Source organism: Williamwhitmania sp., assembly GCA_035529935.1.
GTDB lineage: Bacteria > Bacteroidota > Bacteroidia > Bacteroidales > Williamwhitmaniaceae > Williamwhitmania.
In genome coordinates this window covers 1-21,251 of record DATKVT010000155.1, presented here as the reverse complement: position 1 = coordinate 21,251, position 21,251 = coordinate 1, and the positions used below count along the sequence as shown (strand labels likewise).

The 21,251-nt window shown below is 44.8% G+C and carries 18 protein-coding genes; 10 read left to right on the top strand and 8 right to left on the bottom strand.

Annotated features, from left to right (window positions below; all coding sequences use genetic code 11):
- The first annotated feature begins 182 nt into the window (after window positions 1-182).
- The 3 genes from VMW01_11690 (at window position 183) to VMW01_11680 (ending at window position 5,035) form a co-directional block, all read left to right on the top strand.
- Complete coding sequence (locus VMW01_11690) at window positions 183-743, top strand: TetR/AcrR family transcriptional regulator (protein HUW06912.1); 561 nt, start codon at window positions 183-185, stop codon at window positions 741-743.
- Between the two features lie 86 nt (window positions 744-829).
- A complete protein-coding gene (gene fabF / locus VMW01_11685) occupies window positions 830-2,086 on the top strand; it encodes a beta-ketoacyl-ACP synthase II (protein ID HUW06911.1) in 1,257 nt (418 codons plus the stop codon).
- 318 nt (window positions 2,087-2,404) lie between these two features.
- Entirely contained in the window at window positions 2,405-5,035 is a 2,631-nt protein-coding gene (locus tag VMW01_11680; protein HUW06910.1) for a DUF5916 domain-containing protein, read from the top strand.
- Window positions 5,036-5,101: 66 nt separating this feature from the next.
- Here the strand turns inward: VMW01_11680 and VMW01_11675 are convergent, their stop codons facing one another.
- The 3 genes from VMW01_11675 to VMW01_11665 all read right to left on the bottom strand — a co-directional run bounded on the left by VMW01_11675 (window position 5,102) and on the right by VMW01_11665 (window position 9,413).
- Window positions 5,102-5,545, bottom strand: coding sequence for a hypothetical protein (locus tag VMW01_11675; protein HUW06909.1), 444 nt, complete (start codon window positions 5,543-5,545; stop codon window positions 5,102-5,104).
- 346 nt (window positions 5,546-5,891) lie between these two features.
- Window positions 5,892-7,733 (bottom strand): sodium-dependent transporter, encoded by a 1,842-nt coding sequence (locus VMW01_11670; protein ID HUW06908.1) that lies wholly within the window; start codon window positions 7,731-7,733, stop codon window positions 5,892-5,894.
- Window positions 7,734-8,033: 300 nt separating this feature from the next.
- Window positions 8,034-9,413, bottom strand: coding sequence for a M20/M25/M40 family metallo-hydrolase (locus tag VMW01_11665; protein ID HUW06907.1), 1,380 nt, complete (start codon window positions 9,411-9,413; stop codon window positions 8,034-8,036).
- A 163-nt stretch (window positions 9,414-9,576) separates the two neighbouring features.
- Here VMW01_11665 and VMW01_11660 point away from each other — a divergent pair, with 163 nt between their 5' ends.
- The 4 genes from VMW01_11660 (at window position 9,577) to mnmA (ending at window position 12,551) form a co-directional block, all read left to right on the top strand.
- Complete coding sequence (locus tag VMW01_11660; GenBank protein HUW06906.1) at window positions 9,577-10,104, top strand: hypothetical protein; 528 nt, start codon at window positions 9,577-9,579, stop codon at window positions 10,102-10,104.
- Between the two features lie 12 nt (window positions 10,105-10,116).
- Window positions 10,117-10,629 carry an HXXEE domain-containing protein gene (locus VMW01_11655; GenBank protein HUW06905.1) on the top strand — a complete coding sequence of 171 codons (513 nt, stop codon included), beginning with the start codon at window positions 10,117-10,119 and terminating at the stop codon, window positions 10,627-10,629.
- Between the two features lie 2 nt (window positions 10,630-10,631).
- Entirely contained in the window at window positions 10,632-11,279 is a 648-nt protein-coding gene (locus VMW01_11650) for a phosphoribosylanthranilate isomerase (GenBank protein HUW06904.1), read from the top strand.
- Between the two features lie 93 nt (window positions 11,280-11,372).
- Complete coding sequence (gene mnmA / locus VMW01_11645) at window positions 11,373-12,551, top strand: tRNA 2-thiouridine(34) synthase MnmA (protein ID HUW06903.1); 1,179 nt, start codon at window positions 11,373-11,375, stop codon at window positions 12,549-12,551.
- Between the two features lie 17 nt (window positions 12,552-12,568).
- Here the strand turns inward: mnmA and VMW01_11640 are convergent, their stop codons facing one another.
- The gene (locus VMW01_11640; GenBank protein HUW06902.1) at window positions 12,569-13,309 is read right to left on the bottom strand and encodes an SAM-dependent methyltransferase; all 741 of its coding nucleotides are present in this window, start codon (window positions 13,307-13,309) and stop codon (window positions 12,569-12,571) included.
- A gap of 157 nt (window positions 13,310-13,466) precedes the next feature.
- Here VMW01_11640 and VMW01_11635 point away from each other — a divergent pair, with 157 nt between their 5' ends.
- Window positions 13,467-14,387 carry a hypothetical protein gene (locus VMW01_11635; GenBank protein ID HUW06901.1) on the top strand — a complete coding sequence of 307 codons (921 nt, stop codon included), beginning with the start codon at window positions 13,467-13,469 and terminating at the stop codon, window positions 14,385-14,387.
- Entirely contained in the window at window positions 14,384-15,145 is a 762-nt protein-coding gene (locus VMW01_11630) for an MBL fold metallo-hydrolase (GenBank protein HUW06900.1), read from the top strand. The genes VMW01_11635 and VMW01_11630 overlap by 4 nt, the downstream gene beginning before the upstream one ends.
- A 3-nt stretch (window positions 15,146-15,148) precedes the next feature.
- Here VMW01_11630 and VMW01_11625 read toward each other — a convergent pair whose 3' ends face one another.
- Window positions 15,149-15,568: a hypothetical protein gene (locus VMW01_11625; GenBank protein ID HUW06899.1), complete on the bottom strand. Its 420-nt coding sequence runs from the start codon at window positions 15,566-15,568 to the stop codon at window positions 15,149-15,151.
- A gap of 96 nt (window positions 15,569-15,664) precedes the next feature.
- On the opposite strand from VMW01_11625, the gene VMW01_11620 reads away from it, so the two are divergent.
- On the top strand, window positions 15,665-16,768 hold the full coding sequence (locus tag VMW01_11620) for a gamma-glutamyl-gamma-aminobutyrate hydrolase family protein (protein HUW06898.1): 1,104 nt from the start codon (window positions 15,665-15,667) through the stop codon (window positions 16,766-16,768).
- Window positions 16,769-16,819: 51 nt separating this feature from the next.
- Here the strand turns inward: VMW01_11620 and VMW01_11615 are convergent, their stop codons facing one another.
- The 3 genes from VMW01_11615 to VMW01_11605 form a co-directional block, all read right to left on the bottom strand.
- Window positions 16,820-18,082 (bottom strand): outer membrane protein transport protein, encoded by a 1,263-nt coding sequence (locus tag VMW01_11615; protein HUW06897.1) that lies wholly within the window; start codon window positions 18,080-18,082, stop codon window positions 16,820-16,822.
- A gap of 350 nt (window positions 18,083-18,432) precedes the next feature.
- The gene (locus VMW01_11610; protein ID HUW06896.1) at window positions 18,433-19,779 is read right to left on the bottom strand and encodes an MFS transporter; all 1,347 of its coding nucleotides are present in this window, start codon (window positions 19,777-19,779) and stop codon (window positions 18,433-18,435) included.
- Between the two features lie 324 nt (window positions 19,780-20,103).
- Window positions 20,104-21,060, bottom strand: a complete 957-nt coding sequence (locus tag VMW01_11605; GenBank protein ID HUW06895.1) for a TIGR01212 family radical SAM protein — start codon at window positions 21,058-21,060, stop codon at window positions 20,104-20,106.
- Between the last annotated feature and the right edge of the window lie 191 nt (window positions 21,061-21,251).

Here is a 21,251-nt window from a genome sequence, read left to right as displayed (position 1 = left end):
GTTCCTTTAAGATTCATTCTACAGATTCAAGACAATTCCACCAGCGCTACTTCGTTAAACTATGGGTGCTGTTTCATTTTGAGAGGTTTAGACAATCTAACTACCTGATATTTTTATCAAAAAACATTTTCTATTTACTAATTAGTAAGTATATTTGCATAATCAATAATTGGGTAAATAGGATGTCACTTACTCGGGAAAAAATAATGGATTTGGGTGAAACGTTGATCCGCACGCGCGGATATAATGGCTTCAGCTATAATGACATATCTTCTGAGTTGGGCATTAAAAATGCTGCTGTTCACTACTATTTCCCATCAAAGGAGAGTTTGGGCACTGCCATTGTTCGTACAAACCTGCAACGGTTTGAGGAGATGGTGGAAAATATTCAGAGCCGTGAGTTTGATGAGCTAAGGCAACTAGATGCTTTTCTAAAGATTTATATCAGGAGTAATCGCGAAAAAAAGTTGTGTCTTGTGGGTGCCATGAGTCCCGACATTAATACACTCAACGACTCTACCGCATTGGAACTGAAAAAGTTGGTTGAGTATACCTCTTCGTGGCTCACGGAATTGCTCGACAAGGGTCGTCAAAAGGGCATATTTGCATTTTCGGGAGAAGCACGAGATAAGGCAATGGCCATTTTCTCGAGTCTCGTATCTGGATTGCAGCTAAGCAGAGTGGTGGATAATTTTGATTTTAAATCGCTCTATCGATTTATTCAGGCCGATTTAAAGGCATAAATATTTCAGACTTATGATTTACATAACAGTAAGTATTTGTGGTAGTTCTAAACATTGATAATAAAGAAGAATTAAATAGCTGAGCTATGGAAAAGTTGAAGAGAGTGGTCGTAACTGGGCTGGGTGCCTTGACTCCTATTGGAAATAACGTTGAAGAGTACTGGAACAGCCTTATTGCTGGGAAGAGCGGTGCTGGACCTATCACCCATTTTGACGCTTCACCATACAAAACACGGTTTGCGTGTGAGGTTAAGGGGTTCGATGCCTCCTTGCTTATTCCAAGGCAGGAACTTCGCAAAATGGACCGGTATACTCAGTATGCCATTGCCGTAGCAGAAGAGTGTATGGTCGACTCCAAACTCAACCTCTCTGTTGAGGATACTCGTAAGATTGGTGTAGTTTGGGGTACCGGAATCGGTGGTATTGAGACCTTTGAGGAGGAAATTATCTCCTATGCCAAGAATCCTGAAATGCCCAGGTTTAGCCCATTCTTTATTACAAAGATGATTGCAAACATGGCTTCGGGGGCAATTTCCATTCGCTATGGATTGCGTGGAACAAGTTTTACCACCGTTTCGGCATGTACCTCCTCGAACCATGCCATAGGCGAGGCATATAATACCATTAGGTTGGGTAAGGCAAACGTTATTCTGGCAGGAGGTTCTGAAGCGTCGGTAACGCGTTCAGCGCTGGGTGGCTTTAGCTCCATGAAAGCGATTAGCGAGCGCAACGATACTCCGGAAACAGCATCACGACCATTCGATGTTTCACGTGATGGCTTTGTAATTGGTGAGGGTGGTGCGGCATTAATGCTTGAAGAGCTGGACCATGCTTTGGCTCGCGGTGCAAAGATTTATGCCGAGTTGGTTGGCTATGGTTCTGCTTCGGATGCATATCACATTACCGCTTCGCATCCCGATGGTGATGGGGCTGTTCAAGCGATGCAGGAGGCATTGGATGAGGCAGGGATAAAACCATCGCAGGTTAGCTACATCAATGCACATGGAACATCAACACCCGTTGGCGATATTAGCGAGTGCAAGGCAATTTCACGCGTATTTGCCGATACTCTTTCGACCGTGGTGGTTGGTTCAACTAAATCGATGACAGGCCATATGCTGGGTGGTGCTGGTGCCGCTGAGGCAATTGCTGCTATTCTTGCGATTAAAAACGATGTAATTCCTCCCACAATAAACCTAACTGAACGTGACCCAGAGATTGACCCTGCAATAGTTATTGCATCCGGTGGGGCGGTTAAAAAGCAAGTTGAGGTGGCCATGAACAATACCTTTGGATTTGGTGGCCATATTGGTGTAACTCTATATAAGAAGTTCAAACAGTAAGTTGGCCCGATAAGTGCGATTTTGCACTTTGTGGTGACAAACCTGCGTTGCCCATATTGAATTGCTTCCTGATCAGGAAGCAATTTTTTTGTGGTTATCAATAAAGCATGAATGCCTCCTATTACTGCCTTGCTCTTAAGCAATTATTAATGGGTATTCTGATACCTGAATTACAATATTCTGTCAAATGAGGAAATTATAATCGGCAGGAATTAAACTAAAAGTTTGTTTTTGTCATCAAAGATTCAACGGACAGCGATTGGCAATGCAGCACAATGACTGCCGTTCCGTTTTTGATAAGAATTATAGAAGTCCTTTATGAGAATTCCATCCATTTTCTTCCTGTTGCTCTTGATTACATTTGGAGCTACAGCCAAGCCTCTTGAAAAGAAGAGTACTGTTATTACCAGAGTAATTGGTGCACCGCCACTGGTGGATGGTCGAATTTCTGATTTTGCATGGTCAAAGGTAGAGTGGGTTTCCAATTTTACGCAGTTTCGTCCCTCAGAGGGAAAGAGGCCACAACAACAAACTGCCTTTAAGCTGCTCTACGATAACGAATTTATTTACGTGGCAATATGGGCTAAAGACACCAGCCCCGATAGCATTTCAATGAGGCTTAGTCGGCGTGATGCTGGCGATGGTGATCTTGCTGGCATTGAGTTTGACAGCTATAATGACCATCGCACAGCCTTCTCTTTTTGGGTTAATGCGGCAGGAACTAAAATTGATAATGCCATCTCCAACGATGGAAATGAAGATCCAACGTGGGATCCAATATGGTGGGTGAAAACATCGCACGACAGTACTGGGTGGTACGCCGAGGCAAAGATTCCTCTTACCGAATTGCGGTTTAAGGCCGATGATGGGCAGGTTTGGGGGCTGCAGGTTTGTCGTATTGTATACCGAAATCAGGAGTCTAGCGTATGGCAGCCTGCGAGTAGGGAACAATCGGGTTGGGTTTCGCAGTATGGTATATTGAACTGGGATGGCAAGGTTAGTCCACGCCGAACAGCAAGCATAACACCTTATGCTGTAGCCAAAACCGACCAGTATGCCAAGGATGGTGAAGATCCATTTCTAAAATCGGGGCACAAGGAGACGGTAAAGGCTGGATTCGATGCCCGTTTAGGTTTGAGCAACAACACCACCCTTGACCTTACGGTTAATCCCGATTTTGGGCAAGTGGAGGCCGATCCATCACAGCTGAATCTTTCTGCTTTTGAGACCTTCCGCCAGGAGAAAAGACCATTCTTTATTGAGGGGAAAAATATCTTCAGTTTTCCACTGATGTTTGGTGATGGCGACTTGGGAAATGAATCGTTGTTTTATCCTCGGCGTATTGGTAGGAGCCCGCATTACTATCCAGATCTAGCAGATGGAGAGTATATCGATATGCCCAGCTTTACCAATATTATAGGGGCTGCCAAGATTACGGGCAAAAGCAGCAATGGCTTGTCCATTGGAGTCTTGGAAAGCGTTACCGATAGAGCTAATGCTACCATCGATTTGAATGGAGTTCGACGGCAGGTTGAAGTTGAGCCGTTTACCAACTACGCAGTAGGTAGGGTAGAAAAGGATTTAGACGGAGGAAATACTCAGGTGGGAGGAATGATTACCTCCACAATAAGGAATATTGATAGCCCGGACATTAACTTTTTGCATCGCTCTGCGCATACGGCCGGTATCAACTTTCACCACTCCTGGAAGGATAAAAAGTGGTATATAAGCTTTAATAGTTACATGAGCCATGTCGAAGGGGATTCAACGGCCATTGTTACTACACAGGAATCATCAGCTCACTATTTTCAGCGACCGGATGCAAGCAATGTTCGACTCGACTCTTCGCGACGCCAGTTAACGGGTAGTGGAGGCAAGTTGGAGTTTGGGAAATCATCGGGAAAACTTTTGTTTATGCTGGCTTCGGCTTGGAAATCGCCAGAGTTGGAGGTGAACGATCTTGGTTTCATGCACCAAGCAAACAATATTCTGGAGGTGTTCTGGATGGGTTATCGAATCAATGAGCCGTTTTCCATCTTCCGAAGTGCTGGACTCAATTTTAACCAGTGGAACTCGTGGGATTACGGTGGAACATTTCTGAGCTATGGTGGTAACATAAACGTGAATGCAACATTCAAAAATCTCTGGAGTGCCGGATTCGGCTCCAACTATAATGCCGATGAACTTTCGCAGTCGCTACTCCGAGGTGGGCCAAGTTTTATTACACCGGCAAACCTAAACTACTGGTTATTTGGTGAATCGAATCAGCAAAAGAAAATGGTGCTTTCCGCCAACTACTACCGCCAATGGGGTATTAGCAGCAACTTTATGTCGGAGTGGGGGCTTTATACCTCTATTTCCTACAAGCCATTAAGTCAAGTATCATTAAGTATCGATCCGGGATATGGCGAGAGTAGCAATCAACTACAGTATTATGATTCCTACACTTTGGGAACAGAGTCGCGTTACCTGCTTGCTAGTATACACCAAAAACAGTTCAATCTTTCGTTTCGATTGAATGTATCCATTACTCCCGATCTCTCCATACAGTATTGGGGACAGCCATTTGTGGCAGCGGTGAAGTATAGCCAGTTTAAGGTTGCCACCAACACCAAGTCAAAAAATTATAATGAACGGTTTCATATTCTTACCCCGCAACAGATAACCTTTGACTCGGGGAATAACGTCTACTCAATCGATGAAAATGGAGATGGGAATGTTGACTATTCCATGGACAATCCAGATTTCAATACCAAGGAGTTTCTTTCCAATCTGGTGATTCGTTGGGAGTATATCCCGGGGTCGACGCTCTATTTGGTTTGGTCACAATCGCGGGACAGCTATGCAGAAACGGGTAACTTCAACTTCCGTCCGAACATGCAGGACTTGATTAACGACCATCCTCGCAACATCTTTCTGATCAAACTGTCCTATCGATTTAGTTCATAGTGTAAGACGTTTTGACCAGAATTGGTAACGGAGAATATAGCGGAATATTTAGCGGAATAACCGTTGCTAGTGTGGTAATTTTAGAAATCGGGCCAATCGTTTATTGGTTGGAAACTTTGTGAGTTGATAGCCAAAAATGGCTAATGTTTCAGCCATAAACAACCCTTTGTGCAGGGCAACCAATAAGATTCCGAAAATAAAGAGGGCAATATCTGTTAGCAGAAGCTGGTTAAACATGGCCTTCCTGAATGCAAAGTGCTTTTCATTATCATCCAGATCATCTATGTCTGCAATTTCTTTAGAGAACATCAAGTTACCGGCGACTATTGCTCCCGCGGCAGCTAGGTTACTAAATATAACTGATTCCGAGAATACCTTACTTGACGTGGCAAAGTACTGGTTGATCTCTTTGGAAAAGGTTAGGACGATGGTTAAAAAAGAGAGGCTGCTAATAAGTAGAACTATGTATGTTACCCTGAGAGAACTTGCTAGCCTATTGGTGCTTTTCATACTTTTGGAATATATATTACGGTCAAATATAGTATGAAAACCCAACATATCTTCGGCGTTTTGTTTTTTTTAACACAAGATAATTCTTCCGTTTTGTCATTTTTTACCTTGCCGGTACTATTGAAAAAATTGAACCTTGGCATTGTCTGCCAAGGTTCAACATTCAACAGGCGTAAATCTTTGCTCAGGTGATAACGATTATTGCCCGAACTTATGGGGCGGATTACTTTTTGGGTTTTAGAATCTTAAGAAAAAAGAAGACTGTGAAGTAGATTACCACTCCCCAAACAAGCATCATGGTTATTAGCGCCGAAATGTTCATGTTTTTTATTTTACGAAGTTGATACTAGGTGAAATCGTTGGTTAGCTTATGCTTACGGTAGGCAAGCAATACCATAACACAAATTATAAGAAAGAGTGATAAAAGAAGAAATCTTGCTAAATCGGTGAAAAATAAATTGTTAATTACATTACCCTCAAATAGAGGTGTTCCAACATTAACATGCTCACCCGGTTGCACAGAAACTTTATAGCCTTTCTTAACTAGGTAAGAGGTAATGCTGCCATTTGGTTCCTGAATATTTAGGTAGTTTCTCTGATTTTCGAGCGCAACCCCTTGAACAGTTCCCGTAACTTCGCTCAAGAATTCGTGGGCAAAGTAGGTTTTGTTGGGTCCAATGCCCTGATGCCTTATTTGGCCCAAGATACTTTCGTTGTGTAGAGACCAGCCGGAGAAGCTCAGCTTGCTCCAGTCATCGTTGGCAGGACGAATAAGGGAGCCAAAGAATACGACAATCAGAATAACAGGGGTAACATACTTCAATATGTATTTGAAGGCAATGGGTAGCTGAATATCGGCCCCACGTGTGATCTCGGCCCAGCCCTTATCGAGCCCAAATACCCAGGCAAACATTATTGACTCTAGCATGGCAAATACAAAGAGGGCAACTGTGCCGCCCCAGTAGTCATATTGGTCGAAAACGCCCTCCTGAAAAAAGAGCACAGTGGGTATACCAAAAATTAGGATGGAGACGCCAAACCCCAAAGCGGCATATCCTCTTTTCCACTTAAACTCATCCTGGAAAAACCCCATGACCGGTGTGCCCATGGCTAAGGATGAGGTAATGCCTGCAAAGAAAAGAAGCCCAAAGAAGGCCACCCCTGATAATGCTGACATTACAGGTCCCCATTGGGAGAATAGGAAGGGCATGGTTCTAAAACCAAGCCCAAGTCCACCCATATTGGTTAGCTCAATTACCCTATCAATGCCAAAGTAGCCAATGGCAATAGGAATGATGATGGAGCTGCCAAGGACAATTTCAACAAACTCGTTCATAAAACCTGCTGACATGGAGTTACAAGCGATATCGTCATTTTTTCCCACATAGGATGCGTAGGCATGTACGCTACCCATTCCTACCGATAGGGTAAAGAAAATCTGCCCTGCTGCTGCTAACCATACCTTTGGATTGGTAAGTGAGGTGAATTTGGGAGTCCAAAGGAAGTCAAGTCCTTTGATTCCATCGAAAATTGCTCCATTAGTTCCAGCCTTAAGCGTAATACCTTTATATGCAAGAAAAACTCCAAAAACAATGAGCAATGGAACCCCAATTTTGGCTGCTTTCTCTATACCACCACTCAACCCCTTGCTTAGTATCCATGTATTAAGGGCAAGGCAAAGTAGGAAAAACACAACTGCTTCATAGGGGAGTCCCGTAGTTGAAACTGTCACGTCAAGGTAACCAGTAAAGAATGAGGCAACCTGATGCTGGTTCATTCCATTAAACGTTCCAACAACCGAGTGGTAGACGTATGACATCGTCCAGCTTTCCATATAGCAGTAGTAGGACGCGATTGCGATGTTGCTAAAAATGCCAAATACACCAACATACATCCAAATCTGCTTCCTGCCCATTTTTTTCAGGATAAACGGGGTGGAGTGATATCCGTATGTTCCTCCGTAACGACCGGTTGACCACTCAATAAGAAGCAGTGGTAAGCCAAGAAGTACAAGGCTAACTAAGTAGGGGATAATAAAAGCCCCTCCACCGTTCTGCACGGCTTGAACAGGGAATCGCAAAAAATTCCCAAATCCGACAGCGTTACCTGCCATGGCTAGAACAAGTCCAAGCCTCGAGCCCCAGGCGTCGGGCATTTTTAGGCTCGACGCGATTGCTGTTTTTTTCATTAGTTGTCTTTGTAGCTTTAGGGTGGGTTATACATCAAAAGGATTTTGCTCGGTTGTAGTGTTATATTGTAGTTTGATTATTAAAATCATCATTCTAGTCATCAGCCGACATAGGGCAGTGATACTTACAAATCCTCAACAAAATAATAATTTGACCTTTACGAAATGAAGATATAGCAATAAAAACTTTTGACTCTAATGGCAAGTTGTAGATATTCAGAAGAATGCGGTGCTATATTTTTTTTCAAAAAAAGGCGGATACAAGAGTACCCGCCTTTTCGCAATAAACGATAATCAAACCTATTTACCCATTATATCGTTTTGGTCGACAAGGTAAACCAACGCGGCATTGGCTGCACAACCAATTTGGAGCTGGCGAAGGTCAATCTTGTCAAACGTATCTTTTGCGTTGTGGTGAAATTCGAAGTAGCGTTGTGGGCTGGGAATTACGCTCATGGTTGGAACGCCAAGCGGTTTTAAAAAGCTAACATCGGTACCACCACCGCCATTGCGAACTTGGTAGATGTCGTAAGGCTGAAGCACCTTCATCACTTTAGTAAATTCTGCAAATTGTTCAGGGGAGGCAGATAAACCTACGCCCTTTATAATATCTGTTCCCATGTCGGATTCAAGTGCGGCGTATATCTTTTCACCCTTCTCTTTTACACTCGCAGCGTAAGCTCTTGCCCCAACTTGATGCATCTCCTCGTCGAGGAATAGAACTACGCGAATGGTGCGCTTGGGAGTTATACCACAGCTACGGTAGAGTTGAATTATGTCCATAACATGCATTAAACCAACACCATCATCGTTGGCTCCTTCGCACACGTCCCAGCAATCGATGTGTCCTCCTGCTGTGATTATTTCATTCGGCTTTTCGCTACCACGTAGCTCGGCTATCACGTTGAAGCATCGAATCGGTGGTATATTTTTGCTGGTATTGCGAACAAACACCTGCGTTTCTGGGTTTTCCTTAAGCAGTGCCGAAAGTTTGTTTGCATCAACAGTGCTAATTGCCAATGCTGGAATTTCGTTGGTAGTATCGGCATAGTGCATAATACCAGTATGCGGAAAGGTGTCCAGCTGGTTGGTTACCGACCGCACTAAGGCAGCAACTGCCCCATACTTGGCTGCCTCAGAGGCACCTGCCACACGCTGGTAAACAAATTTACCGTAACCTTCTCCGGGATTAAAAATGGTAGGATCAACGGCTGCATTGAAGAAAACAATTTTGCCTTTCACCTTATCTGCTCCAAGTGCCTTGAGTTCATCAAAGCTTCTAACCTCAACAATTTGCGCGTTTATTCCGTTGGGACCTGTTCCAACAGAACCTCCGAGCGCACAGGAGTGCATGGGAAATTTATCTCCATCCTTTAGCGTTGCATAAACAACCTCTTTTTCACCTCTATCCCAGGGATATGCAGTAACTGGTTGCAGGTAAATAGTGTCTGGATTTAGTGCCTTCAGCTGGTTGTAAAGTATTTTAATGGCCAAAAAGGAACCGGGCGAACCCGCTAAGCGATGTGGCGCTTCACTAGTCAATATTTTTAGGTTTGTATAGGCAGTGGTGCTCGTTAAGGCAGAGTTAAAAAGCTTGCGAACAACTAGGGAGTCGCTATTTTGGCCAAAGCATGCCGAGAAAGGCAGTGCTAATAGGGCTATTGCGTAAAGTTTTCTCATGGTATTTAGGTTGGGAACCTCTCTATGATAAGGTTTTGTAGGAATGGTTTAATACGCCCGGGAACTTTGAAATGGTGCTACTGTAAATACTTTGTCTTAAAGAATTTGTTTACATTTGGTTTTCAATCTGATGCCTAATTCAATTGACCAAAAACTTATAATAATGAAAAGATTAATATTGGTTTCACTTGCAGCCTGCACAATGGTAGCTTGCAATATGGTAAGGTTCGAGGTCCCACAGCCCAATGGTGTTCAAAATCTGAGTAAAATTCCTGAAAAGCTCACCGGAATGTTTATTGGCAGCGATCACGATACCCTAATGGTTGACGTGGGATGGTTTAGCTTTAAGTCGACCAAGGGAGACATGAATGTTAATATGAAGCTCTCCGACAGCACCGTTTTGCGCCAATATAATAATTACTACTTTCTCAGCAGTCGTGAGGATAATGGTTGGAACGTGGTAGTGGTTGAACCCAAGAGCGGAGACAGGGTAACCATTATGATGCTTTACGTGGATAACACCGACAAGCTGGCGCGAATTCAAAAGATTGTAAAGCTAAAGGAGATAAAGAAGGATGACGGAGATACCGATTATTACCTTACAAATCCAACTAAGGAGCAGTTGGTACAACTGCTAGATCAAGGTTTGTTTGAGGAGATAGTTACGCTTCGTAGGCCGTTAAAGAATTAGAATACGGTTGAGATGATGAAATTGGAGACGCTTATTTGGCTTTTCCCCATAGCGTTTATGCTGCACGAATTTGAGGAAATTCTTTTTATGAAGCCTTGGATTAAGCGCAACAAATCGACTATTGCTGCCCGATTTCCATTTCTTGCTCCTAGGTTTAATACTTTTACTAAAGGATTTTCGACCCGCAAGTTTACCTTGGTTGTTGCTGAGGAATTTGTGCTTGTGTCGGCAATTGCATTTGTTGCAGCGGAGTGGGATTGGTACAACCTATTTGTAGGGGTAATAATGGCTTACGCCCTGCACCTGCTTACTCATTTGGTTCAGTTTGTTATATATCGGAGGTACATCCCTGCAATAGTTACAACCATTATTACGGCTCCATATATTGGCTATGCTATTTTTTATATGCTTAGCTGTGGGATTGTGCAGGTGAACCTAAGCTTACTAATTGGCCTTATAGCATTTGTTATTATTGCAACAAACTTGGCCTTGAGCCATTGGTTTGTTAAAAATATCAAGTTTTAGAAATGATTCGCGTTAAAGTATGCTGTATTAGTAGCATTAAGGAATCCAAGTTGGCTATTCAATTTGGTGCATCAGCGTTGGGACTAGTTGGGAAAATGCCAAGTGGTCCCGGCATTATTGCCGATGAGATGATTGCCGAAATTGCAGCTGCAACGCCTCCTTCAATTGCCACCTTCTTGCTTACCAGCGAAACTTCTACAACAACCATCCTCAATCACTATCAGAAGGTGCACACAAGCACCATTCAGCTGGTTGATGACGTAAGCTATAAATGCTACCGTGAGCTGCGTGCTCAGCTACCCATGGTTAAGCTGGTGCAGGTTATTCATGTTGCCAATGAGGATTCAATTGACGAAGCGCTTGCTATTGCCCCTAATGTTGACGCCATTCTACTGGATAGTGGAAATCCCAACCTTGAAATAAAGGTGTTGGGGGGCACTGGCAAGACACACGACTGGAATATTAGCCGAAAAATTGTGGAGGCAGTTTCCATCCCAGTTTTTTTAGCAGGTGGGCTAAATCCCGAAAATGCACGACGTGCAATGGAGGAGGTTAATCCATTTGGCCTTGATATTTGTAGCGGTGTTAGAACCAACGGGAAGCTCGACCCCTATAAGTTGGAAGCCTTCTTCAGGGCTGTTGGGTACTAGTAGTTCCGTGCTTGCTCTTCCCCTTATTAATTTCAGCTCAATTCTCTCTGAAATCGTTACCTTTGCGCAAAATTTTTGCATAGGAGTTTTTAGATGAAGAAGAGAGTTGTTGTCGGCTTGTCGGGTGGAGTAGATTCAAGTGTTGCTGCATATTTGCTCAAGCAGCAAGGCTATGAAGTTATCGGTATGTTCATGAAGAACTGGCACGACAATACCGGCGTGCTACACGGGGATTGCCCATTCGAGAACGACAAGATGTTTGCCGAAATGGTTGCCAGAAAATTGGATATTCCATTTGAATATATCGATCTGAGCGAGGAGTACAGGGCAAGAGTTGTGGACTATATGTTTTCGGAATACGAAAAGGGACGGACGCCCAACCCCGATGTGCTTTGCAATCGGGAAATTAAATTTGATGCGTTTATGAAGGCGGCCATGCGCCTCAATGCTGACTTTGTGGCAACTGGCCATTACTGTCGAAAGGGCGAGGTAACAAAGGATGGTCATACCTACTATCAACTATTGGCCGGACTGGATCCCAATAAGGACCAAAGCTACTTCCTATGCCAGCTTTCGCAGGAGCAGCTCAAGTATGCCCTTTTCCCCATTGGTCACCTTCAAAAGCCAGAGGTAAGAAGAATTGCAGCGGAGCTGGGTCTTGCCACGGCAGAACGCAAGGATTCTCAAGGAATCTGCTTTGTGGGCAAGGTTGATTTGCCCGTTTTCTTGCAGCAAAAGTTGAAGTCGAAGCAGGGCCATATTATTGAAATACCAAAGGAATACTATAGCTTACTTCCTAATGTTGCTGCGGATGATTTGGAAGCCATGGCTAAGCCTCTCATCTATTCACCCAACGATGGCTTTGTGGTTGGAAAGCATGTTGGCGCTCAGTTCTACACCATTGGTCAGCGTAAAGGGCTGAACGTAGGTGGGAAGTTGGAGCCACTTTTTGTGATTGCTACCGATATCGAACAAAATGTGGTGTATGTTGGGCAGGGACAATCGCATCCCGGACTATACCGTTCAGGACTGTTAATCTCAAAGGATGAGATTCACTGGATACGACCCGATTTGAAGATGCAGGTTGGTGAGTCGAGAGGCTACCAGCTTCGGATTCGCTATCGCCAGCCACTACAACAGGGAAAAATACACATGCTGAGTGAGGGGCTTTACTTCACTTTCGATGAACCACAGCGCGGTGTAACGGCTGGTCAGTTTGCCTCCTGGTACGATGGCGATGAGCTGCTAGGCTCAGGTCCAATTTGGGAATAACTTGCAGTTGGTATTTCTTACTCCTTCAATAGCAGGAAAATGCAGGGGCGCTTGTGCAGTTCAGGTAGCGGTTTTTTCCAGCTGCTGATGGTTTTGGTGAGTATGTACTCCGACTCAAGTGTTATGTCAACGGCAATGCAAAGGTAGGTGCCACCGCTGCAGGTGGTGAGAATGTCGTTTAGCAGCTGCATGTTCCGGTAAGGTGCTTCAATAAATACCTGTGTCTGCTTCTCCCTAAACGAGGTGGATTCAATTTCTCGCAGCCGCTTTTGCCGTTCCGGTGGCTTTACGGGCAGGTAGCCTTGAAAGGCAAAGTTTTGACCGTTGAGCCCTGAAGCCATCAAGCTTAGCAGAATGGAGGATGGCCCAGTTAGCGGCACAACTTGAATGCCCTTGCTATGAGCTAGGCGCACCAGCGGCGCACCGGGGTCGGCCACAGCGGGAGCTCCAGCTTCGGAAAGCAGTCCAATGTTTACTCCCTTCAGGGCCGGTCCAATCATGGCGGTTACTGTGGTTAGGTCAGTGTGCTCGTTTAACTCAAAGAAGGTGAGCTGATCGATGTGGGTAAGAATGCCTATTTTACTCAAAAAGCGTCGAGCACTGCGCAGATTTTCGACAACAAAGGTGGTGAGCGAACGTGCTACTTCCAGCGTGTGTTCCGGTAAAACATCTGCTGGATTACCCTCGCCAAGGGTGGTGGGAATAAGGTAAAGCTTGCCGGTCATAGGAATAATTTGGACAAATGTAGCTTTTTCCATCGTAGTGGCTATAACGCTTTGCCATATTAGGCTCTGTTGAGGGATAATCTTGCTCTATTTGTTTTCCCATACCCAAGATTCTCGGTATATTTGACATGCCGCTTTGAACACCTTTAAGGGTGGTTTGTTTCGGTTTCAACCCGCAAACTTTAATTTGATGCAGCTTATAAAACGTTTAATACTAAATCGAAACTCCATACTTGTTTTTGCTGTTATTGCTGGCCTTGTGGCTGGTGATAAAGCATCGGTTTTAAAGGACTATACTTTTTTGGCGCTGGCAACTACCATGGCCTTCTCAATGACAGGTATCAGCCTGAAGTCGCTAGTTAATCCTGGTAAAATGCTGGTTCCAATGTTCATGGGAGCCCTGCTCAACTATGCTGTTTTTGGGCTTTTGCTGGTAGGACTGGCGTGGCTCGTAATGCCAACAAAGGAGCTTTTCTATGGCTTTGTGGTAATTGCTGCTGCACCTCCAGGTGTTGCCATAATTCCATTTGCTACCATACTTAAGGGCGATGTTGAGTATGCCATTGCCGGTGTGCTAGGTGCTTTTCTTGCTTCGGTGTTTGTGGCTCCAGTGTTTGTGAGCCTTTTTGCTAACCAGCAGGGTATTAGCTCCTATAGCCTTTTTATTATGATGGTGCAGCTGGTAATCATTCCGCTCATAATTTCCCGTTTCCTGCTTTACAAGCCGTTGTTCCGTTACGTTCAGCCAATCAGGGGCAAGGTGGTAGATTGGGGCTTTGCAATCATGATTTTTGTAGCAGTAGGAATGAATAGGCAGGTGTTTTTTTCGACCCCTAAAATCCTTTTGCTGGTGAGCTTTGTTTTACTGGTTATGACTTTTGGGCTTGGCCGTGTATATGAGTTGGTGGCTAAGCGGCTTCATATTGGCCCTCCCCGAATCACAACGCAAAAAATGCTAACTACGATTAAAAGTTCAGGCTTTTCGGTATTTACAGCACTAACACTATTTGGCAAGGAGGCAGCCATACCTTCGGCAGTGCTAGCGGTGGTGGTGCTTATCTACCTGATATATCTTTCAGTTAAAGTTGAAAAAATTAAAATAGAGTCGTGAAGCTAACCTTCCTTGGTACCGGAACTTCACAGGGCGTCCCGGTAATTGCTTGTCCCTGTCCCGTGTGCCAGTCAACCGATGAGCACGATAAGCGGTTGCGCACCTCTGCATTGGTGGAGGTCGACGGTGTTAATATTCTCATTGATGCTGGTCCCGATTTTCGGCAGCAGATGCTTCGTGCCAGAGTAAAGCAGCTTGACGGCATTTTACTTACCCATGAGCACAAGGACCATATTGGTGGGCTCGACGATGTTAGGGCTTTTAACTTTGTGAACCGAAAGCCCATGGATATCTATGCTGAAGAACGTGTTCAAAATGCGTTAAAGCAGGAGTATGCCTACGTTTTTGCAGACCAACGGTATCCCGGAATTCCCGAAATGAACCTCTTCAATTTAGACGGATACCCATTTGACGTATGCGGTGTAAAGGTGCAGCCCATCCGCTGCTTTCACTATAAGCTGCCAGTCTTCGGCTTTCGCATTGGCGATTTAACCTACATTACCGACGCCAACTTTATTTCGGAGGAGGAGAAGGAGAAAATGGTTGGTACTAAATATTTGGTTATTAATGCTCTTCGAAAACAAAAGCATATTTCTCATTTCACATTGAGTGAGGCTTTAAAGCTCGTTGAAGAGCTTAGCCCGCGCAAGGCTTTCATCACGCATATTTCGCACCAGATGGGATTTTATGAGGAGATAATGGCTGAATTGCCCCAGAATGTTTGCTTAGCCTACGATGGATTGGTGGTAGATATTTAACGGCTATTGCATTTCAAGGTGGAGCTTTATCCAACTCCACTTTCCTTTTGTAAGCATATAGAGCAGCAGGAACATTAGTGCAATGGCTAAAACTGCACCGACATATTTTATTACCGTTGCATTTGTAAGGTGATTTGCTACCAACACCATAACGAAAAATAATGCTGCTCCTGCACTGCCAATGATGTTGTAAGTAAGGTTCCCTTTTGCATAAATATGGTATGATTCATGGCCAGCTGGTAAAGTGATTTCTTGGCTACCGCTCCAGGTCATTATAATCCTTACCTTATCGTTGGCATCAACCTCGATTAGCGTCTGCTCATTGGGCATGAGCGCGGCTCTTTCATCACCATTTATAAAGATCTTGTAAGGTATATGGCCGTTCATTCGCTCTTTGGCACGCACTACTGTAAGCTCACTCATGTCAATGGAGTTTATAACCCTGCTAAGTTAGTTAAGAATTGATAATTGCGTTCGTTCATCCTTTTTTCTATATTGCTATACTAAAATTTTAGGGGTATGAAGGCAAAGATTTTATTGTTGGCGCTACTGCTATTTTCAGCATGTCAATTTATTGTGACGCCCGGTGATGCTTCCATGGGCACTGCCGAACAGCGGCAGATTTTGCTAATGCATCCCACGGTTGGTAATCTGAAGACTTTTGAATACTTAACCACCAGCGGCATTTTCCCTCTTTCTTCAGAATACAAAGTTTTGGGCGTTTACCATACTCGGGAAGCATACGATTACCATAAGTCGGAAATGTTCATCAAGAAGAATGGTTTGAAAAATGTAAAGCTTCTGCGCATCGATACCCCAATTTCACCCGATAGTATATACTGTAGCAATGGCGCATCTTCTCTATTTAAGCAGCTGGTGACCGATTCGCGTGGGGTAATATTCTTTGGTGGTCCCGATATTCCACCGGTCACGTATGGTGAACCCACAAATTTGCTGACAGTGGTTACCGATCCCTATCGCCATTACATGGAGCTGTCGTTTATGTTTCACCTTTTGGGTGGGAGCCAAAATGCGGCGTTTAGACCGCTACTTGAGGATAAGCCTAACTTTGGTGTTCTGGGTATCTGCTTGGGCATGCAAACCATGAATGTAGCTACAGGCGGAACGCTTTACCAGGATATCCCTACCGACCTTTACGGTTTGGCTTGTGCCGATGAGGTATTGCAACAGGATGCGAACCGCCAGCATCGGAATTACCATACAAACCTTACGACTGACACCACGCTGTTTCACGGTAGCTTTCACCAAATTAAGCTTGCCGAAGGAGGAAAGCTTGTGCAGCTTTTGTCTGCTACAGAGAGTAGACCCTTTGTGCTTAGTAGCCATCACCAATGCGTAAAGGTTCTGGGCAAGGGACTCATCGTGGGCGCTTGGTCCATTGATGGAAAGGTGATAGAGGCTGTTGAGCATATTCAGTATCCCAACGTTTTAGGGTTGCAGTTTCACCCTGAACCTCGGGAACTGTATGATTCCACCATGAAGTTGAAGTTTGAGTCGAATCTTTCCGCAAAGTATTCCTTTGCGGAACTTTACCCGGGAGATAAGGGCGAGAATTTCAACCGGGCAATTTGGAAGCTAATTGGCAAGATATATGAGAACTAAATGGAAAAGGGCGCCTCATGCGCCCTTTTCCATATTCTCTTTTGCAGTTAGTTAAAAGGTTATACCAACCTCAAATTCTACCTGATTCATCTCTATTTTAATAGTTTGCTGTCCAGGAACCTCCATGGGGTTTGGACCACTAACAGAGTTGTTCAATGCATAGTTGAAAGCAAAGTTAAGAGCAGTACCCTTGTCGTTCAGCTGCTTGGAGCAACCCAGTGCAATGTGGCTTTGGATTACTGCAGGGGCCAGAATGTTGAACATTACCTCGCTCGAAGGAATGGGCTGATTGTTGAAGGAGTAACCGGCCCTCAGGGTCCAGGTCTTAATTCCAGAGTAGCTTAGTGCAAATTTGTAGGCGGTAACATCTTTCCAGCCAAAGCCAGGACCGTTGTCAGCACCAAGAGGATTCATGCCAGAGGAGGTCATCATTGGGTTGGAAACGGCTTTGGATTCGCTGTAGTTAATGCGTTTTACATCGGCCATGGCCGTAAGGGTTGGGGTGAGGTTGTAGGCAATACCCACGCTCCAGTTGGAGGGAACTTCAAACTTACCCTGCTCGGCAAATAGGCCAGCATACTTCGAAAACGATTTGGAGTAAATCTTGGTTTGGTATTTAGCGCCAAGCCAGAAGCCGTCGAAAAGTTCACCTAAGTATCCAACCTTTAGACCAAAACCGGTACTGTTGTCGGTACCGTTGCCACTTAGGTTGGTTGGATCGGACGACATCATCCCAAATGAGGCAAGACCTTTTGCACTAAAGTATTGATAGGCAAACAGACCACTCACACCAATGCTATGCTTTTCTGCCAATTTGTAGGAGTAAGCAACGTCTAAGAACATCTGGGCGAGGTTCACTCCGGTTGATGATGAGCTGGGATCGTAGAAGGTTGCTGTTGGGTAGTTGGTGTTCATACCTCCATTACCGTAAAAGGCAAAGGTTAGGGCACTTTTATCGTTGATTTTCCAGTTTTTACCAACGCTAGGCATGATAAAATACTTGGAATCGCTCTTTACAGTTCCCGGTGTTAAACCAAAGGTGTTAGGCATCCCTGAAGGGTTTCCCGTGATGGTGTATTGCCTATTTGGATTGAAGAGTGCGGCAGCCAAATTCCACTGGCTGGAGTTGAATACGTTACCCGCTGGGTTTCCGCCAATCAGTGAAGCTTGATAAAAGGCTGTTCCTGCACCAGCCAAACCTTTATTTATGGTGCCATAACCTAGGCTAAAATAGCCGTCGGTGGCCATACTTGCGGTGCTCATCCCAAGTAAGCTCATGGTAATTAGCACGTTTCTTAGTAGTTGTCTTTTCATAGTTATGTATTTAAATAACGATGTTAAAGTATGTATAAATCCAATAATATCAATATAAGAAGGTCTGGATATATGGATATATAGAGTCTTAACTGTTTGTATAATAATAAAATACTTATTTATATGATTTTTATCAGATTGAAACATGACAACTATAACTATGCTGATTTAGTTCGAATTGTGGTGTTCGGACTGTTTTTAAGCATGATTTTCTATTCCAATTGGGCTAGGTAAAATTAGTCTAGTCAACCCAGTATTGGGTGGCGGTAAAGTGTTCTGTTGAGGAGGTGTAGTAATTAGAGTAAATTAGTTACCAGTATTGTAATCATGCTTATCATTTTTGGATTGATTTAGGCGCTTGCGGATGTGTGCCCTGTGTTGTGAAGTAACATGGAGGCAGGAATGAGCAGCAACATGCTAACACCAACAACCACAAAAGCTACCATATAACCTGAGGTGGTTGACATTGTGGCTGCAAGTGCCGATATGATGGTGGAACCAATTATTTGGCCGCTGCTAATAAATAACGTGAGTATACCCTGTGCAGAAGCTCGTTCCGATTTATCCGTTTCGTTGAGCACTACAAACCGAAGTGATGAGCCAGCAAGAATGGCCATCCCAAGCCCAATAACCACTTCAGCACCATAGAATAGCCAGATGTCGCTGTGGGATAAAGAAACCATAACCAAACCGATACCAGATAGTGTAACGCCACCTGTAATTACTGGTCTGGGACCTATTTTATCCAAAATTCTACCGCCTATTGGTGAACCTATGGCCACTGCTCCAACCAGTGGCAGCAACATGAAACTCGCAGACGAGGTTGATACGTTATAGGCTGCAATGGCGAACTTAGGGAAGAATACGAATGCTGCTTGCAGAAAGCCAGTGGCAGTTGCAATGGCTCCGGCAATTACTATTTGCTTGTTTGTAAGGTAGGTTAGTCTCACCACGGGTGCAGCGGCTTTTTTCTCAGCCATCACAAGCAGGACGAGGCTTACCAAAGTTACAAGTAGTGCTATGGTAAGGAGATGCTCTATTTGCTTCATAAACGCTGGCGGATTTAGCCAGAGCGTAAATGAAATTAATACTAAGGCGAGCATAATGGAACCTGGCAAATCGAATTTAACAGGCTCCCGGACAAGCTTCCCTGGTAATATGCGGAGGCTTTGCACTATGAGGTAAAGCACCACTGGAAGGTTAATCATAAATAGAACATTCCAGCTGAAATATTTTAGCAGAACCCCTGCAATAACTGGCCCTATGATGAACGCAATGCCAAAAACGGCACCAATGAGTCCAAGGGCACGTCCCTGCTTCTCAACGGGAAAAATGTCGCCTACGGTAGCGGAGGCAACAGGGAAGATGCCGCTGGCTCCAAATCCTTGTATGGCTCGCCCGGCTATGAGCAATGGAAAGCTGTGTGCCAAGGCTACAATACCTGACCCCACACCAAATAAGAGGAGAGATATGGTGTAGAGTAGCTTTCTGCCATGTTGGTCGGAGAGTCGCGCCATGGGGGCAATGCCTATGAGGTTGAACAGCACATAAATGGAGAAAACCCAGGAGAGCTGATTTTCGTGAAGCCCTAAGGAGTGTGATATGGCTGGTAATGCCGGACCTACAATGGAGATGTCGAGGGCACCCATGAGCGTGCCCAGAAATAGGACAAGTAAAATACTGTTGTTACGTTTCATGCATTGACAGTTTGGTAATGCTGAGATTATCCCCCTTTTTGTTAAACATTTTCATATAAATACTGGCACAGCAATAATTGTTCACTAGGCTAACACATTTTAACGTCTGCATTTGCATTAAAGGGAAAAGGGAAATGGCAATTTCCCATTTCCCTTGTGGGTGTGCATTAATAGTTTTATCATGTCGAGGAGCGATGCGGAGCAGGGATTCGATGTAAAGAAAATGGAGCTGATTAACCACGGCTGTAGTAAGAGTTAAGCCAGTGCAGTACTCTTTGCTGTATCTTGTTTGCTCAAATTAGGGCTGTCGACTTCCAACCTACTCTACCTATACTCTTTCCCCTGCCATGTATTCCTTGCTTCCAGCAACTTCTCGAACATTACACCAAGCTGGTCGGCGCGGTAGCTACCCCAATTGGGTGCCACCAGGAACCAGGGTGGAACTTCATTCACAAATCGCTCCACAACGATATTCGGGTTAAATCTTTCGAGAAAGTTGGCTAGGAACGAGAGGTACTCCTCCAACCCAAAGAGATGGAACTGCTCTGGGTTGGCAATAAACTCCTTCTCCATGGCCGTATCCTTTACAATCTGCAGCTGGTGGAACTTTACCGTATCGAGCGGCAGCTGGGAGATGATGGCTGCCTCGCTGAGCATCTCCTCTCTGGATTCACCGGGCAACCCAAAAATGAGGTGGGCACCAGTACGTATACCGCGCTTGGCTGTTTCGCGAATGGCCCACTCGGCCTGTTCGTAAGTGTGTCCACGGTTGATCCGCTCCAGCGTTTGGTTATGGCAGCTTTCAATGCCATACTCCACAATAACGTAGTGATGCTGTGCCAGCTCGGCAAAGTAGTCGAGCTTAGCCTCGTCGATGCAGTCGGGGCGGGTACCGATAACCAGCCCAATAACCTTTGGATGGGCTAGAGCTTGAGCATAGATTTCCTTCAATCTTTCGAGTGGGGCGTGGGTATTGGAGAAAGCCTGAAAGTAGGCCAGAAAACTCTCGGCGCGTCGATACCGGTTAGCGTGAAACTCAATGCCCTCTTCCACCTGCTGGAGAATTGGCTTTACCGCATTGCAGTAGCTGGGGTTAAAGGCGTCGTTGTTGCAGTAGGTGCAGCCACCGGTGCCTACTGTTCCATCACGGTTGGGACAGGTGAAACCTGCATCAATGGTGAGCTTTTGAACCCGACCGCCAAAGGTTCGGCGGAAGTAGCCGGAGTAGGTGTTGTAGCGGCGGTTATCTCCCCAGGGGTATGTAGTATCGGTGCTGCTCACTTATTTAAGCGAGTTTAAAAGAGTTTGGTTCTCTTTGGAGGCTTGGAATCGGGGCGTTGGGCAGCCTTGCCAAACTTTGGATTGCGCCTGCCTGGTCCACCAAGGTTCACCTTCTTGTTCTTCTCCTTTTTCTCCTGAAAGGCGCCCTTGCCCTTCTTATTTGGTAAGGATTTGAGGTAGTTTTTGTCGAA

Bases quoted from the DNA above. Each gene is read 5' to 3' on its own strand.
- VMW01_11690 (HUW06912.1), top strand. From the start codon at position 183: ATGTCACTTACTCGGGAAAAAATAATGGATTTGGGTGAAACGTTGATC.
- fabF (HUW06911.1), top strand. From the start codon at position 830: ATGGAAAAGTTGAAGAGAGTGGTCGTAACTGGGCTGGGTGCCTTGACT.
- VMW01_11680 (HUW06910.1), top strand. From the start codon at position 2,405: ATGAGAATTCCATCCATTTTCTTCCTGTTGCTCTTGATTACATTTGGA.
- VMW01_11675 (HUW06909.1), bottom strand. From the start codon at position 5,545: ATGAAAAGCACCAATAGGCTAGCAAGTTCTCTCAGGGTAACATACATA.
- VMW01_11670 (HUW06908.1), bottom strand. From the start codon at position 7,733: ATGAAAAAAACAGCAATCGCGTCGAGCCTAAAAATGCCCGACGCCTGG.
- VMW01_11665 (HUW06907.1), bottom strand. From the start codon at position 9,413: ATGAGAAAACTTTACGCAATAGCCCTATTAGCACTGCCTTTCTCGGCA.
- VMW01_11660 (HUW06906.1), top strand. From the start codon at position 9,577: ATGAAAAGATTAATATTGGTTTCACTTGCAGCCTGCACAATGGTAGCT.
- VMW01_11655 (HUW06905.1), top strand. From the start codon at position 10,117: ATGATGAAATTGGAGACGCTTATTTGGCTTTTCCCCATAGCGTTTATG.
- VMW01_11650 (HUW06904.1), top strand. From the start codon at position 10,632: ATGATTCGCGTTAAAGTATGCTGTATTAGTAGCATTAAGGAATCCAAG.
- mnmA (HUW06903.1), top strand. From the start codon at position 11,373: ATGAAGAAGAGAGTTGTTGTCGGCTTGTCGGGTGGAGTAGATTCAAGT.
- VMW01_11640 (HUW06902.1), bottom strand. From the start codon at position 13,309: ATGGAAAAAGCTACATTTGTCCAAATTATTCCTATGACCGGCAAGCTT.
- VMW01_11635 (HUW06901.1), top strand. From the start codon at position 13,467: ATGCAGCTTATAAAACGTTTAATACTAAATCGAAACTCCATACTTGTT.
- VMW01_11625 (HUW06899.1), bottom strand. From the start codon at position 15,568: ATGAGTGAGCTTACAGTAGTGCGTGCCAAAGAGCGAATGAACGGCCAT.
- VMW01_11620 (HUW06898.1), top strand. From the start codon at position 15,665: ATGAAGGCAAAGATTTTATTGTTGGCGCTACTGCTATTTTCAGCATGT.
- VMW01_11615 (HUW06897.1), bottom strand. From the start codon at position 18,082: ATGAAAAGACAACTACTAAGAAACGTGCTAATTACCATGAGCTTACTT.
- VMW01_11610 (HUW06896.1), bottom strand. From the start codon at position 19,779: ATGAAACGTAACAACAGTATTTTACTTGTCCTATTTCTGGGCACGCTC.